At 30.3% G+C, this 15,900-nt stretch carries 9 protein-coding genes; 4 read left to right on the top strand and 5 right to left on the bottom strand.

Annotated elements, in window-relative coordinates; translation table 11 throughout:
- Window positions 1–165 precede the first annotated feature (165 nt).
- A complete protein-coding gene (locus tag DG508_RS19860) occupies window positions 166–1,011 on the bottom strand; it encodes a helix-turn-helix domain-containing protein (RefSeq protein ID WP_159090941.1) in 846 nt (281 codons plus the stop codon).
- A 703-nt stretch (window positions 1,012–1,714) separates the two neighbouring features.
- Between DG508_RS19860 and DG508_RS19865 the strand changes: the two genes are divergently transcribed.
- The 4 genes from DG508_RS19865 (at window position 1,715) to DG508_RS19880 (ending at window position 11,181) form a co-directional block, all read left to right on the top strand.
- The gene (locus DG508_RS19865) at window positions 1,715–3,298 is read left to right on the top strand and encodes a long-chain-fatty-acid--CoA ligase (RefSeq protein ID WP_108870001.1); all 1,584 of its coding nucleotides are present in this window, start codon (window positions 1,715–1,717) and stop codon (window positions 3,296–3,298) included.
- A 71-nt stretch (window positions 3,299–3,369) separates the two neighbouring features.
- The gene (locus tag DG508_RS19870) at window positions 3,370–4,254 is read left to right on the top strand and encodes a TauD/TfdA dioxygenase family protein (protein WP_108870003.1); all 885 of its coding nucleotides are present in this window, start codon (window positions 3,370–3,372) and stop codon (window positions 4,252–4,254) included.
- Window positions 4,255–4,268: 14 nt separating this feature from the next.
- Window positions 4,269–4,802 carry an FcoT family thioesterase gene (locus tag DG508_RS19875; RefSeq protein ID WP_108870005.1) on the top strand — a complete coding sequence of 178 codons (534 nt, stop codon included), beginning with the start codon at window positions 4,269–4,271 and terminating at the stop codon, window positions 4,800–4,802.
- 103 nt (window positions 4,803–4,905) lie between these two features.
- Window positions 4,906–11,181, top strand: a complete 6,276-nt coding sequence (locus DG508_RS19880; protein ID WP_108870007.1) for a non-ribosomal peptide synthetase — start codon at window positions 4,906–4,908, stop codon at window positions 11,179–11,181.
- A 162-nt stretch (window positions 11,182–11,343) separates the two neighbouring features.
- Here DG508_RS19880 and DG508_RS19885 read toward each other — a convergent pair whose 3' ends face one another.
- From DG508_RS19885 to DG508_RS19900, 4 genes are all read right to left on the bottom strand, one after another.
- Window positions 11,344–12,036, bottom strand: coding sequence for a DUF2490 domain-containing protein (locus DG508_RS19885; RefSeq protein WP_108870009.1), 693 nt, complete (start codon window positions 12,034–12,036; stop codon window positions 11,344–11,346).
- A gap of 210 nt (window positions 12,037–12,246) precedes the next feature.
- A complete protein-coding gene (locus DG508_RS19890) occupies window positions 12,247–13,110 on the bottom strand; it encodes an AraC family transcriptional regulator (protein WP_108870011.1) in 864 nt (287 codons plus the stop codon).
- Between the two features lie 583 nt (window positions 13,111–13,693).
- Window positions 13,694–14,383 carry an SH3 domain-containing protein gene (locus tag DG508_RS19895; RefSeq protein WP_108870013.1) on the bottom strand — a complete coding sequence of 230 codons (690 nt, stop codon included), beginning with the start codon at window positions 14,381–14,383 and terminating at the stop codon, window positions 13,694–13,696.
- A gap of 177 nt (window positions 14,384–14,560) precedes the next feature.
- Window positions 14,561–15,124, bottom strand: coding sequence for a hypothetical protein (locus DG508_RS19900; protein WP_234418270.1), 564 nt, complete (start codon window positions 15,122–15,124; stop codon window positions 14,561–14,563).
- Between the last annotated feature and the right edge of the window lie 776 nt (window positions 15,125–15,900).

Consider the following 15,900-nt stretch of genomic DNA (forward strand, 5'->3'; position numbering starts at 1 on the left):
TCTTAAATTCAAGATTTAAGATACAAAAAAGGAGCGAAAACATTGTCGTTTTCACTCCTCGTATTTTAATCCTTTTAAAGGACTTTTTCAGTGCCCTCCTAATTTTTAGCCCTCTCTTACTTAGAGTTAACTATACTATTATCTAGTATAAAAAGAAAATGTTTGTTATAACACTTGCTTTCTGTATGCCTCTGGGGTATTTCCTGTTTGATTTTTGAAAAAAGTAGAAAAATAAGAAACATTTTTAAAACCAAGTTCTACTGCTATCTCACTAATCGAATAATTTGTATGATACAGTAATCGTCGTGCTTCTATACACAAATGATTTCTAATAAAGGTTCCTGCAGTTTTTCCTACCTCTTGTTTACACACCTTGTTTAGGTGATTTGTTGTAATATTTAATAGGAAAGCATATTCAGAAGGAGATTTTTTGTTCTTATAATGAACTTCTATCAACTTCCGAAATCTAGAAACCCTGCTTTTGCCCAATGTGTTTCTTTCAATTGGTCTTTCTGGTCTATGATTTCTTTCTAGTTCAAACAATATAATATTTAGGTAAGATCGCAATGCTTTCTTTGTATGTTTTGCATAATCTGTGTATTCTTTATCAAGTAAATCCATAATATGAACCCATTTTTTATGCTGACATTCATTAAAATCTACAGTAGGAGTCGTGTAGTTTTTAATAAATGAAAATTCATTGAGTACATTACTATTGTATCTCAAAGAAAAAAAATCTTCTGTAAAGCATATAACCTTTCCTTTTGCATCATCATCAATTCTAATTCTGCTTACACTACCAGGTTTGATAAACAATATTTTTTTTGAATCTATCGAAATATTAAATTCATCAATTACTATAGATCCAAAAGCTTTTTCTATGTAAATAATTGAATAAAAATCTTGGGTACGTGGTAGCCTTAGTTTAGGAAAACGTTTGGTAATACCATGTAAATCATAGATGCAAAAATCTTCTATATTGTTACCTAGAAACCTCATAGAGCAAGCCATAAAACAGGTGGTTTGCATTTTAATATATTTTAGGTTTATAGTAAATAATTATGTGCAAATAAAGAAAGAGTTAAGCCGAGGAGGGTGAAAAATAGAGGCTTTATAAAAGTAATGATACAATGAATTAAATGATAAAATTTTATCTGTTTTTCCTGTTGAAAAATCAAGAATAGAACACTCTTTGATCAGGATGCATAAAAAATCTTTAACTTCTATTTTCTTACAGCTAGGTGTTTTTGTTGAAGAAGTGCTTTTCCTATATTTTTTTAACCTAGAAGATAATATACATTTTCCGTTGCAAGCAGACTTTATGGTAAACCTGTTTACACATTCATTTTTGGAAATGTACTCTTGATTGATATAGAAATCTACTAATATCCATATGTTTAATGCTAACTGATTCAAAAACAGCACACAAAAAAATACGGATATCAATTTTGTCATTTTTGTTTAAAATTTAAGAGAAACAATAATCAATGATATATTCTATTTTACATCCAAGGTAAATACTTTCATCTTTATTTTAACAGTTTCTCAAGATAAATTTAAACCATTTGATAGGTGATTGATTGGTTTTTGAAAAACATTCCCTTTTTTGCGATATTCTTAGATTGATTATTGAGAAGTATTTCTTTTTTTTCAGAACGATTAGCTCATCAGATAATAAGAAATTTACAATAAAAACAAATCATATTTTATTATAATGAGTCATGATGAGATAATAAATAAGACTTTAGCAGGGGCAACTGCTTTATTGTCTGAATCTTACAAAGATAAAATAGCAATTATTGCTCAAGATACATCTTTAACCTACTTAGAATTTGATGAGCGTACCAATCAAATCGCTAATGGATTATTAGAAGAAGGAATTAAACCAGCAGCTCGTGTTGCCTTTTTAGGAAAAGACACTCATATTAATTATGAGCTATTATATGGGTGTGCCAAAGCAAAAGGAGTTCTTGTACCTATTAATTGGCGATTAAGCCCTCAAGAGGTTTTAACTATAATAGAGGATGCAGAAGCAGAAATCCTTTTTGTAGATCAGGCATTCTATACAATTATCTCACAGATAGAAGAACAACTTGTATCGCTTGTCAAAATAATAGGGTATAACAAACCACATGCTATTTGGAGTGAGTATGAACAATGGAGATCAAAACAGAAAAAAACAACTCCAGATGTATTCTATGATAGAAAAGATGTTGTGCTACAAATGTACACCAGTGGTACTACAGGAAAACCAAAAGGAGTACAATTATCAAACGATAGCTTTTTTAAGTTACTAGATACAATGCGATCAAAACATAATGATCCTTGGATGGATATTAATGGTGAGGATATTTTGTTACATTGTGTACCTTTTTTTCATATCGGTGGCCTATGGTGGGGAGTTCAAGGTTTGATTACAGGAGCAACGCTCATAATGCAGGAATCTTTTATTGCATGGCAAGCACTTGAGTATATAGAGAAATATAAGATTACTAAAATGGCAATGGTACCAGCCATGCTACAATTCATATTATCAGAACCCAATTGTGATACAACAAATCTATCGTCATTACAAGGGTTTCTCTATGGTGGTTCACCAATTAATCCGCCGCTTATGCGCCAAGCTATAGAAGTCTTGAATTGTGATTTCTATCAGATTTATGGTATGACAGAAACAGGTAATATGGCAGTATGTTTAAGGCCAGAAGATCATACTGATATTGATAAAAACTGTATAAAAGCTGCAGGAAAGCCATTGCCAGGAGTAGTATTAAAAGTGGTAACTCCCGATTTTATAGAGGTTCCGTTGGGTACTATTGGTGAAATCTGCATACAATCTCCTTCTAATATGATTGGGTATTGGAAAAGAGAAGAAGCTACAAAAGGCACATTGATAGATGGGTGGATACGCACGGGAGATGCAGGATATCTCGATGCCGATGGATATGTGTATATCTGTGACCGTATCAAAGATATGATCATTTGCTCAGGAGAAAATATATATCCCGCAGAAGTAGAAGCTGTATTGAGTGAGCATGAGGCAATACAAGAAATAGCTGTGATCGGTGTTCCTGATGAGCATTGGGGGGAAACAGCAAAAGCATTTATAGCCCTCAACACAGGATATTCATTAAAAAAACGTGAATTAATGAATTATGCCAGAGGAAAAATCGCAGATTATAAAATCCCACAGTCAATAGAGATTATAGAGAGACTACCAAGAAACTCTAGTGGCAAAATTATGAAGCGTGAATTGCGAAAACCGTATTGGCAAGAAAAAGAGCGATTGGTAAATTAAGATACAAATCTCGTATTATAAAAAATAACAATTATCAAAACCAGATTAATCATTAATATATTAAAATCTTTATGGAGATCACACAAAAAATTAATATTCAAGAGGCTAAACCTAATGAGATAGGTGGAATTATTAGCGGGGTAGATATAAGAGATTTATCCCCAGAAAGTGAAGAGATCACAGAAATAAGAAATGCCATTTATAGAAACAAATTGGTAGTGATTAGAAATCAAGACTTTACTCCATCAGAATATGTAGAATTCACAAAAAAATTAGGAACTCCTCAAATTTATTTTCAAGAAAATTACCATCACCCTGATTTTCCAGAAATTTTTGTATCCTCCAACGTAAATAAAGAAGGAGAGAAGGTAGGAGTTGCAGGAACAGGACATTATTGGCATACAGACTGTCAGTTTGAACAAAATCCTTTGTCATTTACATCGATTACTCCTATAGTGATTCCAAAAACAATACGAGAAACACGCTACATTGATATGCATCAGGTATATAATAACCTCCCTGATCACCTTAGAGAATTTGTAAAAGATGGAACGCTTATTCATGGTGGAAACAACCGATATAAAGTAACCCCAGAAGATATCGATCAATCAATACAGCAACTTATTGATAAAATGAACGAAATGGTTCCTTTTGTAAAACATCCAGCTGTAATCAAGCATCCTGTAACTGGAGATAAAATACTATATGCTAGTAGAGGGTTTACCATAAAATTTGATGGTATGACATATGAAGAAAATCAAAAAGTTTTGAATGAATTGTTTGATTTTATAGAAAGAGACGAACACATACATACACACTCATGGGAAAAAGGAGACCTTATTATCTGGGATAATAGATATTTATTACATATGTCTTCACCTCTAGTACCTGGAGATAAAAGTAAAAGCTATCGCATAGGTATTTATGATGATCAACCTTTTTATGTAGGACTATAAAATCTAAGGTATTTATGAAAACGATAGTCGAAAAAAAAGCAAAGAAAATCACAATCGATCCTGAGTTTGTAAAAAAAATATTACAACCTTATACAGAGGATGCATGTTATCTAAAAAAAGCAGTTTTTGAATATGATAAGAAGCATAGCGAATATCCTATTGTAAAAGGAGAATTTGAGATTAAAGAGTCATGTTATATCGATGATACAGGTCATTTTAATGCCGTAGAATTCAATATCTGTTTTAATCAATTAGGATATACATATCTGGGGTATTGTATCAAAGAAGGATTAATACCCGGACTAGAAGGATTCTCTAATAATGATTGTAATGATTTTTTTGAAAAACAATTATCACATTTTTTAATTGCTAATATCCAATCATCTTATAAAAGACCTATTAACTCTAATAAGTTCTACGGTGAAATTGGCATTAAAAGTATTATCAGAAAAGCAAATTGTACATTCATTGTAATACCATGCAATTATTATGATGATGATGAGGGGCGATCTTTTGGTGAAGTAACACTTGCAATATTACACCCTTAGATAACACCGTTTTATAAACAAACAATGAATAGTAGTATCACATGCATACTACTATTCATTTTTGATTGAATACACCACTTATTTCTTTTTACTCTATAAACATATGGCTACCTCTTTGATTATTAAACAACTTAACAATAGTAAAGCAGCATCAAGAATAGATGTTTTTACAGAATACATACGAATATCATTGGCTGAATTTTTAGAACTCGATGATAAAAACGAAATAGCGATTGATCAGGATTTTGTAGCGTTAGGAGTAAGTTCTATGGAGGCAGTAAATTTTAAAATACAATTAGAAAATGAACTGGAATGTTCTCTAAAAACCACTTTATTTTTTGATTACCCAACATTGGATGTTTTGGTCAAGTATATAGTCAAAGATATTTTGAAATTTGAGATAGAAGCTCCTGAAATAGAAACCAAATCAACTCAAGAAAAAGAAAATAGATCTACAGTATTAAAAAAAGATACAGAGCCGATTGTTATTATAGCAATGGACTGCATGTTTCCAGACGCGATGACTCCCAATGAATTATGGGAACAGTCTATAATTGGTCAAAGTGTTGATAAAGAGATGGCAAGCAAATCATTTTTGTATAATAAACTTCCTGCGATAGCCTATCAAAAAGAATTATTATCATTAGGAATAACAGAAGAGGCATTCCTAAACATGTCTAAGCAGCAAAAAATTGCTTACACCACGATCAACAATGCTATATGTGAATATAAAGTTTCTGTAAATGAATTAACTGTATCAAAAACGGGCGTGTTTTTTGTCTCTGATGGAGTAACAGAAGATCTTTCTACAAATACCCCATATCAAATACCATTATCTAACGAAATATCATTTGAATTAAACTTAAATGGTCCTAGTGAAACTATAAATACATTTTGTACCAGTATCTATGTTGCCATGCATAGAGCAATACAAAGTATACAAGCACAAGAATGTGAACAAGCGATTGTAGGTGGTGTAAATACAGTTTCTAAAAAAACATTTCAAAGACTAACAAATCAAGGGATATACAATGATTTGTTAAGTATTGATAATAAGATGCTTAGTTTTAGTGATCAGGCAAATGGATTTGTAAGAAGCGAAGGCGCTGGTGCTATCATAGTAACCACATTATCCAAAGCCCTAAAAAATAATGCGCAGATTCTGGCACTAGTAAAAGGAACAACAGTTGGTCATGGAGGAAGAAATTTTTCTATAGAAGCTCCCAAAGCAACAGGTATAAAAAATACAATCAAGTCATGTATTCAGAAATCTGATATTGCTGTAGCTACCATAGATTATATAGAGGCACATGGTATTGCCAATCCACTTGCTGATGCTGTAGAGTTATCTTCATTACATGATAGTTATACATCATTATGTGATCAACAAGATAAAAAATGGCATATAAGTACCGTAAAACCTGTAGTGGGACATCCAGAGTTGGTCTCAGGAGTAGCTTCATTGATAAAAGTAATAAAGGCATTTGAGTATGAAATGATCCCAGGAGTAAGGAACTTGCAAACGATCAATACAGAGATTCCTAGTGATAATAATTTATCAATTCAAAAAGAAACAATCCCATGGGTGAAAACTTCCTACCCAAAACGTGTAGGACTTAATAGTTATGCGATTGGAGGTGTAAATGCTCATATGATTTTAGAAAAATATAATGATGCAGCAATTGATAAGCAAACACAATCACAAGAAAACAATATAAAGAACTCAGATGATGTTGTGATTCGTTCAGAAAAAAGAAATACAACGATTATCGCAAATACCTTGTTAGAGGTTTTTGATTTGGAATTAGAAAAAATAGATGTCTCACTATCTCCTATGGAGTATGGTTTTGATTCTATAAAGATGATACAATTCATCAGACGAATAAATGAAAAGTTTGCAATCGATATAAAAATAGGAGAAGCATTGGGAGTGAATAGTTTTGAAGATTTTTTTCAACTAATAGCGACCAAAAAGCAAGTATCTTCCTCTACTTTAGAAATCACCCCTGTAGAATTAAACGTGTCACATGATTTTTCTCATGAAGCAAGCTTGTTTCAAAAAGGGCTTTGGTTGACTCATGAATTAGACCCCTTATCAAGCACTTACAATTTACCTATCATTTTTTTAGTAAAAAAAGAAATTCGATCCAATATCGTATTACAAGCCATGACTTTTTTACTAGAAAAACATCCCGTTTTGAGAGTCTATTTTCAGAACGAAAAAGAGCAAATTGTTCAAAGAATACATCCAATATCTTATTGCCTGAATATAGATGAAGATATTTTTACAACGACTCCAGAAGAAGCGTTTAAAAAATTAACCAGAAGACCTTTTGATTTACAAAAAGACTGTTTACTTAGGGTTTATAAAAGAGTTGATAAAAATAATGAGCAACAATTTTTAGTATTTGTAATTCATCATACAATTTTAGATGGGTTATCGGGGACTCTATTTATGAAACTCTTCTGGGAAACATACCATACAATAGAGAAAGGAGAAAAAAAGAACTTAGAAAAAGTAAATACTCATTTTTTTGATTTTGTGACCTGGGAACATCAATATATGAAAAGCTCTCAGGCTAATATTGATGTATCATGGTGGAAAAAACAATTGGCAAATATTTCTCCAATATTACTACCCTATGATCATACTAAGAATATTGCAGTACCATATCAAGACAAAGATATTGTAACTACTCAAATCAAAGGAGTAGCATTACAAAAACTCAAAGAGACAGCTACTAGAATGAAGGTAAGTTTGTCTGTGTTATTAATGGCAGGTTTTAAGATATTACTTCATAAATTAACCTTGCAAGAAGACATTACCATTGCTACCCCTACAGAAGGTAGACAAAAAACAATCTATGAAGATAGCTTAGGGTGTTTTGTAAATGTTATTTTGATGCGATCACAACTCGATACTCAAAAAACAATAGCGCAAAATGTGCTGAGTGTAAAAGAAAACTTTTTATCAAGCTTGGATCATGCAGCATATCCTTTAACAGGTTTACTGGCTGAGTTATCAGAAGAACAAGAAAGATCAAAAGAATTTAATATTGCAGTATCATATACCTACCAAAATATTTTTGATACAATTCTAGATACTACACTTCTAGGAGATACAATTACCCCAGTATATGACGTGTATCAAGAAACACAAGATGAATATGCAATGGAGGTATATGATTTTAGAGATACATTACAGCTAAATTTTAAATACAAAAAGCTTCTTTTTGAAAAACAAACAATAGAAAAACACCTACAGTACTTTATACGTATTATCGATCAAATTATTACCAATGAAAAACTTTTACTGGGAGAGGTAGAAATCCTTTCTAAAGAAGAAAAAGCAACCTTTTTTACTGATTTTGATAAAACCAATATAGGATACCCAAAAGAAAAGACACTAGTAGATTTGTTTGAGGAACAAGTAGTGCATGTTCCTGATCATAGTGCATTAACTTATATAGATCAGCAAATCAGTTATCAGGAACTTAATATAAAAGCAAATCAATTTGCCAATTACTTAAGAAGAAAAGGAGTTGCCCAAAAAGATAAAGTAATTCTCTGTATCGATAGGTCGATAGATATGATAGTAAGTATTTTGGCAGTGGCCAAAACAGGAGCTACATACGTTCCTATAGATCCTTTGTATCCGATAGAACGTATAAAATATAGTATTGACGATGCAAAACCTAAAGCTATTGTTTGTACTGCTGTTTTATCTGAAATTTTAAAAGAAATAGATGCCAAACCTGTTATTATTAACAATGTAGAAGGTAAAGAGATAGCAAAAGAAGCATCAGAAAATTTAGACCTCACGATACATCCAGAAGATGCTTTATATGTGATTTATACATCTGGAACTACAGGATACCCAAAGGGAGTAGTAATTACACATAATAATGTAGTTCGATTATTGAAAACGGATCAAGCTTTATTTGATTTTAATAAAAAAGATGTCTGGACACTCTTTCATTCCTATTGTTTTGATTTTTCAGTATGGGAGATGTATGGGGCTTTACTGTTTGGTGGTCGTTTGGTGATTGTTCCAGATCATATAAGAAAAGATACAGTTTTGTTCTATCAACTATTAGTCTCTCAGGGAGTAACAATACTTAATCAGACTCCATCCTCTTTTTATGCATTACAGGATCAAATAGGCATACATCCAGAGAAATTAAATGTTAGATATGTGATTTTTGGTGGCGAAGCATTACAACCCGCATTATTAAAACAATGGCATACGACATATCCAAATTGTAAATTGATCAATATGTATGGGATAACAGAAACAACCGTACATGTAACCTATCAAGAAATTACAGCTACAGAAATTAATGAAGCAGTTAGTACTATTGGAGTCCCAATCCCAACACTTAGTTGTTATGTACTGGATAAAAATATGAATTTGTTACCTAATGGAGTAGCAGGAGAATTATATGTAGGAGGAGAGGGAGTAGCAAAAGAATACCTAAATAGACCCGAGCTTACCAAAGAACGTTTTGTAAGAAATCCTTTCAACAGAAATACACGATTGTATAAAACAGGAGATATTGTGAAATACAATTATAAAAATCAGCTAGAGTATATCGGTAGAATAGATGAACAAGTAAAAGTAAGAGGTTATAGAATCGAATTAGCAGAAATAGAAAATGTATTACTCAAAAACCCCACGATACTACAATGTGTAGTTGCTATCAAAGAGATATCAAAAGATAATCAGCAAATTATAGCATATATAAAACAGAAAGAAGCTATAGATGAAAAGCTAATTTTTGAATTTCTAGAGAGTCAAATTCCGAGCTATATGATACCAAACACCATATGCTTAATAGATGATTTTGTATTGACTTCTAATGGGAAAATTGACAAAGAAAAACTACCATTACCTGATTTTACAGAAATAGAGCAAAATTATATTGCGCCGACAAATGATATCGAAAAAGAAATAGTCACAATTTTTGAAGAGATATTAGAGGTAAAGAAAGTAGGAATTTTGGATCATTTTTTTGAATTAGGAGGGCATTCACTTCTAGTGATGAAAACTATACATAAGATAAATACAATTGTACATTCTAAACTGGCTGCAAAAGACCTGTTTAAGTTTCCTACCCCTCAGGAACTTGCAGTATGTATAAACAATGGATCGAATATCGATCAGGCAGTAAACTTACAAGAAGAAATACAATTTGATCCTACTATTCATTTTCCGTTAACCAAATTTGTTTTTCCTACAACGCCTCAACATATTTTTGTGACAGGGGGGACAGGGTTTGTAGGCGCATTTTTACTTCGCGAGCTATTAGAAAATACCAACGCTCAATTATATTGTTTGACCAGAGCAAACTCTAAAGAAAAGGCTTTTTTAAAAATCAAAAACGTGATGATCACCTATGATTTATGGTTGGATGCGTATACAACACGAATACAGAGTATGGTGGGAGATATCGGAGCTCCATTACTAGGACTCAGCCCTGAAACATTTGATAAATTATGTACAACCATTGATGTGATTTATCACAATGCTGCACATATGAATCATATGGCAACCTATCAAGATCTTAAACCTGCAAATGTAGAAGGTACGCTAGAGATCATTAAACTTGCATCAAAGCACAAAATAAAACCATTGCATTATACCTCAACTCTGGCAGTGTTTAATAATACAGTTCGCAAAGAAATTCAAACGATAACAGAAAAACACACATCGGAAAATGAGATTCATTATGAAAGTGATGGGTATCCTACGAGTAAATGGGTTGGTGAGAATGTAATTTTAAAGGCGCAAAAAGCAGGATTACCTTGTGTTATTTATAGACTAGGGTTAACAATTGGAGATACCATAAAAGGAAGATTAGATGATAAACAATGGTTTTATGGTTTTATGAAAAGTTGTGTTAGTCTAGGCGCTATGATTAATCAAGATCTAGATATAGAATTACCAATGATGCCTGTGGATATAGTTGCAAAATCACTGGTATATTTATCTCTCAAAAAAAATACGTTGAATCAAACTTTTCATTTAGTGGGAAAACCATCTTCATTACATACTATTTTTAAAAAATATAGTGTGTCAAATGATGGTGTATCGCTCAAGGAGTTATCTATGTATGATTGGTTACAACTTATAAAATTAAATCCAGAACTTCCCGTTCCTCCGTTTATGCTTGAGTATTTAGAATTAGATAAAGAAGAATTAATAACACGCAAAAATAAAGAACTTACTGCCAAATTAGAGTTTGATACTACATTTACAGAGAGAGAAATAGAAGAAAGTAACATTTTGTTTCCTAATATTGATTCTGAAATTGTATTGAAGTACTTTGATTATGTAAAAGAAAAAGAAAACCTTGTAAGAGATATCATCACTCAATAACAGCTAGGAGTTTATGCAAATTTGTATAATCAAAATTAGAAAATATTCATTTTATATAAAAATAGACTGTAAGAATAGAAAAAGAGATAGACTACTGCCAAGATTTATGGCTTTGTAGGATAATATAGATTACTAAAAATAAAATGTTTAGTTGTATTTTGTTCAAAAACCTAACTTATGAGATAAACTAACCATAAGTGTATGATCATTCTCAATACGGCTATCATTTATTATAATGTATTGATTCATATAACCTATTCCTACTGTTAAAGAATTATGGATAGGAATATCGAAACCTCCATAGATTCTATTTTGTCTTAGATGTTTTCCATTAGCATATGTATCGATGTCAAAAAATAAATGATTAAAAAATGAGATACCTAGTTTTATGTCTCCTTTTTTGCTGTATACAATAGGCATTTTTGCTCCCAGTAATACTCTTAATCGGTGTCTTGTTATAGTTTGCATAAAACGTTGTTCTAGCAACACTCCATAATTGAGAGAAATATGTTGAATCTTATTTTTTAAACTAAGTCGTTCATAAATACGGTGTTCAGTTCTTTTTTTGGAAACAGGATGTTTTCCATATGGATAAAGTACCACCCATTCATATCCCGTATCAAAGGAAGCATTTTTAAAAAGAATATAACCTGCACCAAGTTTTAATTTTGATTGTTGCCAATCTTTTACAAAATTGTGCCTGCTCCAAGAGTAAAGGGATTGAAGATTAATTCCCTGAGTTATTTTATACTTTCCAGAGTAATACCACCAAGAATTAAATTGATCTGCTTTTTGAGCCTTTATATTTGAACATATTGAGATTAAAAGTAATATTTTTAGAAGTGCTCTTTTCATTATTAAAATTTATAGGCAACAAACCAACTTTTATTATAACTTAAAACTTGCAACTACTTATTGGTAAAGCTTTGTTGTTTTTAAGAATATAAAAATGAACTCAAGATGAGCTTAACGTGATAAATAGAACGTTAGTTGATTATTTTGTAATAGCAAAACTATAACTAGATAGGACTATCAGGATAGGATAAAACTAAAGTAGTATTGGACTTATTTTAGGTTATTTCTAAAAGCTTCAGGAGAATAGCCAGTATGTTTTTTGAAAAATCTAATAAAATATGAAACATCATCATATCCGAGATGATATGCAATTTGATTTATTTGATTGAATGTTGCCAAAAGATATCTTTTGGATTCTAGTATAATTTGATCATTTATAAGCTCAGAAACAGTTTTTCCTACTAACTGCTTTGTGATGGCATTGAGCTGATAATTTGATAAATTCAACATATCTGCATATTGAGACACTTGTTTCTTACTAGTGATATTAGTTTCTAAAAGTTGTAAAAACTCTTCGAGACGTTCTTGAGCATATAGATTTTTATTATTTGATTGGGGAAGGTTCTTATTTCGCAACCGAATCAATTCTATAAAGAAAATTCGAAGATACGATTTTACCACCTCTCGATATTCTTCTTGTTTGTTTTTGGATTCATCAAAAATGGATGACAATAACACATCTATTTTTTTGAAACGGTGTTTTTGAAACTGATAAAAATTCTTAGTACCAACCTTTTGTAATAAAGTGCATAGTTCTTTTTCTATAGGGGAGCAGAATTCAGAATTAAATTGAATCATAAAACCAATACTATCACTTTTGATTTTTAATTGATGCACTTGACCAGGACGAATCATAAAAACAGAATAATCAGTAACTGTATAATTAATAAAATCTATCTCATGAGTACCAGATCCTTTTTTTAAAACTAAAATAAAATGAAAATCATGTCTATGAAGTTCATGAATCATGTCTTTACCACCAAGCATCTCTGGAAGGCTTTTTATAATAAAGTTCCCTAATAAATTGGGTGTTGTTTGAGTATCATCAAGATGTCTTACAGGAATAGTTTTCATTCAAAAAAAAAGAATTTGAAATGATTTAATAATACTTCAAATTTAACTAAAATAAAGATAGTGTTTGGTTAAAAATGTAGTGATAGCATCTTTATTTAAAAAATGGAGATGTCTTTGATACATCATTTAATAGTTGATTTGATATAAATGATGTATTGAAATTAAAAGCTAGATGTATTTTTTGTAAAAAAAAATCAATATCAAGAAAAGGAACTAAGAAGATGTATTATTATTACGTAATTATTTATAAACACTTGTAGAATTAGAATAATAAATAAGTATAAAGTATAGATTTTTCATGAAACTAGTATGAGTGAAAACAATATCTGATATCTTATAATAAGATAAAAATGATCAATGAGAAAAATAATAATTACTATCATAACAATAATAGTAGCAAGCACTTTATCGGTGCAAAAACAAAAAAACTATTAAAAGCACTTCCCTTTTCAGTATAATAATCTTTGGAGTATTGTTGATGCAATACAAAACATTGTTATAAAACCTACTTATAGAAATATGAGAGTACTAGGTGATATGGATTTTATTGTTTTTGATGATAAAACTATTCTTAATAGTTATTTTAACATCCTTTTCCATAATTCCATACATTAAGGGTTTCTTCTTCTGAAATAAGTTTAACCCAACCTGAGTATGTTTTAATAATAAGATTGTCTTCACCTGAACATGGGTGTTTCCGATATTCTGTAACTTTCACTTTACTCCATTTTCCTTTTTTTTCAGCTGTCAGAGTAATTCCAAATAAATCTCCTTTTAGTGTTGTTATTTTTTTAAAATTAGTTGAAGGACCTTTTCTTAAATTTAATCCAGGTTTATTCGCATACCATTCTGTATTTTTTTCAATAGCGTAATTCATCCAAGAAACTAATCTTAAGTTTTTAGATTTTAGTTCTTTAGAACTAATCCAGTACCCGTTGTTAAGTTTTACGAATCCAAATTTTGAGTTGATAAATACCAAAGCCATTATTTCATAACCAACCATTTCAAGATTTGGGTATTCTAAGTTTTTCTTAATTCCGTTTTTTTCAATAAGAGCTGTGTAAAATTCATTGTTATTATCAGCCTTACCTAAATAAATTTTTCCTTGAGTTTTTCCATTTGGTCTGTCATAAATTTTAAGTCCAGAATTTGGGATGTAAATACAACATAATTTAAATTTTTTATTTGGTATTATAAGTCCAGCTTTAAATTCTTGAGAATAAATAGCGTTAGAATTAATTATAATAAATATTGTTAATAGAAGGTTTTTCATTTTTTTTTGCTGTTCGTCAATCGAGATGGTTTATACAAGTTAAAGATTAGGGTTTACACTAAATTAGTTTCTGTTATTGTTTGTTTTTTTTAAAATCACTACAAAAAATGAATTTTTTTATAAGAAATCATAGGCTTGCGCAATAACGTTTACTGGTGTTAGTTGTAGTTTTTTACATCATTCTGATATTCTCTTTTGGACTAAATTATTAATTTTTTCACTATCACTGAAAGGACTAAATATATAGACTGTTCCGAATTCAATCTTTTTAAAGTCAGTTATTATGTTGTTGTCTTTTAAATATCCAATTCTGAATTTTGATGAATGATAGGAATTCAACATAATTGCTGGAATTATATACATTTTTCTATTTTGTTCAAAATATCCATTTTTTACTTTCCCCTTAATTACATATGATTTTAGAATTATATCCTCAACTTTAATTTCAACTTTCAAATTATTTTCATTGAGTACTTTCAAGGTAATGAAATAAGGGACTTTTTTTTTATGAACTAATTCATAAACAGATTTATATTCTTTCATTTTGTAAAATGAACCCCAAAAATATTCTAATGGGAATGATCCTTTGCTTTCATTATTTTTATAAGTACCGTTTATCAAGTTTAAGTTTTCGTTAGTCAAATAGATTTGATTTTCAGCTAATTCACTTTTCTTAAATGAAGCACAGGAGGATAGTGATATGATTCCAATTACAAACATAATGATATTAATAAATTTCATATTTTAATAGGAATAAGAAGTTTAATTATTAGTTTTTTATTGTTGTAACTTCAGTTTATCTAAAAACCTCGTTATTTTGATTTTATTGGTTAAATATAAGCTGATTTACGAGTTTTTAAATATAAACTACTCAATCTATTCAGATATATGGAAGCCTTAAAATAACTTATTTTCCTTATAGTTACACTTAATTATGGGAACTAGATAAGAAATGATCTTTTTGAAGTACTCTTTTTAACTCGTTTTTGTCTAGGATATTGAATATTCTTTTAAGGTTTTATGCTAGAAACATCAATCCTACATCTGCACTGGTTCTTTGTTTATATTTTTTGTCTTGATAAAAGTAGATATTCCAACCAACATTCTAACTCCAGTTAGCAGATAAAGAGGTAGAAACCATAGCTGAGTAGTAGTAGATCAGAAAATCTTACACCAACGTTCTAGGCTTTATAAAAAAAAGACTTTAATTATCTTAGTTACCTTTGATAGTTGTGGACTGCCAAAAAACCATAAAGTAACAATAATACCTAAAATACTCAAATACAAATGATAAGGCTATAACACTATGCCATACAGGAAACTATTGCCTAAATTATGGTAATTGAATTAAAAACAGTGAATTATAAATTATTGAGAATAAAAATAGTTGCTAAATAGATACTTTTATGGAAGTGAGTAGGTTTTTGTTTACTCATTCCTAAACTTTTTTCTTTTAATAGAGGGTTCAAAAAAACGTATTCCTCTTACTCAAATCTGGATCAGTCAACAAGACATAT

It is taken from the genome of Aquimarina aquimarini, assembly GCF_900299535.1.
GTDB classification, from domain to species: domain Bacteria; phylum Bacteroidota; class Bacteroidia; order Flavobacteriales; family Flavobacteriaceae; genus Aquimarina; species Aquimarina aquimarini.

Coding starts and splice junctions, on each gene's coding strand:
- DG508_RS19865 (WP_108870001.1), top strand. CDS start 1,715: ATGAGTCATGATGAGATAATAAATAAGACTTTAGCAGGGGCAACTGCT.
- DG508_RS19860 (WP_159090941.1), bottom strand. CDS start 1,011: ATGGCTTGCTCTATGAGGTTTCTAGGTAACAATATAGAAGATTTTTGC.
- DG508_RS19900 (WP_234418270.1), bottom strand. CDS start 15,124: ATGAAATTTATTAATATCATTATGTTTGTAATTGGAATCATATCACTA.
- DG508_RS19885 (WP_108870009.1), bottom strand. CDS start 12,036: ATGAAAAGAGCACTTCTAAAAATATTACTTTTAATCTCAATATGTTCA.
- DG508_RS19895 (WP_108870013.1), bottom strand. CDS start 14,383: ATGAAAAACCTTCTATTAACAATATTTATTATAATTAATTCTAACGCT.
- DG508_RS19880 (WP_108870007.1), top strand. CDS start 4,906: ATGGCTACCTCTTTGATTATTAAACAACTTAACAATAGTAAAGCAGCA.
- DG508_RS19890 (WP_108870011.1), bottom strand. CDS start 13,110: ATGAAAACTATTCCTGTAAGACATCTTGATGATACTCAAACAACACCC.
- DG508_RS19875 (WP_108870005.1), top strand. CDS start 4,269: ATGAAAACGATAGTCGAAAAAAAAGCAAAGAAAATCACAATCGATCCT.
- DG508_RS19870 (WP_108870003.1), top strand. CDS start 3,370: ATGGAGATCACACAAAAAATTAATATTCAAGAGGCTAAACCTAATGAG.